Origin of the sequence: Oceanobacillus saliphilus, assembly GCF_023522835.1 — a bacterium.
GTDB classification, from domain to species: Bacteria; Bacillota; Bacilli; order Bacillales; family Amphibacillaceae; genus Oceanobacillus; species Oceanobacillus saliphilus.
This window is the reverse complement of the sequence record NZ_JALCZU010000251.1, coordinates 1-254: the sequence shown is the minus strand read 5'-3', so window position 1 is coordinate 254 and position 254 is coordinate 1. Positions and strand designations below refer to the sequence as shown.

1 protein-coding gene is annotated in these 254 nt (G+C 54.7%); it reads left to right on the top strand.

What is annotated here, in order from left to right:
* Positions 1–37 precede the first annotated feature (37 nt).
* Positions 38–254 (top strand): hypothetical protein (locus MN204_RS21945; RefSeq protein WP_249872997.1); only part of this gene is annotated, 217 nt, incomplete at its 3' end.

The window sequence follows — 254 nt, the reverse complement described above, 5'->3', positions numbered from 1 at the left end:
CGTGACTCCCATTGAAGACTCCCCAGCAGCCGAATACATGAATCAGGATGTGTCTCTCTCCAGTCAGGCAGTCCCTCTGAAGCCCAAGAAGCCGGCAAGGCTCCCAGCAAAACCCCCAAAGCCATCAGTTGTGCCTAAGCCAGATCTCAAAGCCATTACCAGCGTTTGGACCAGGAAGCTAGGTGGAAGCTCGTCCCAGGCTTCCTCCCTTGTGACAAGACTTGGGGATATCACCGCTGAGCTGGAAGAGAAAC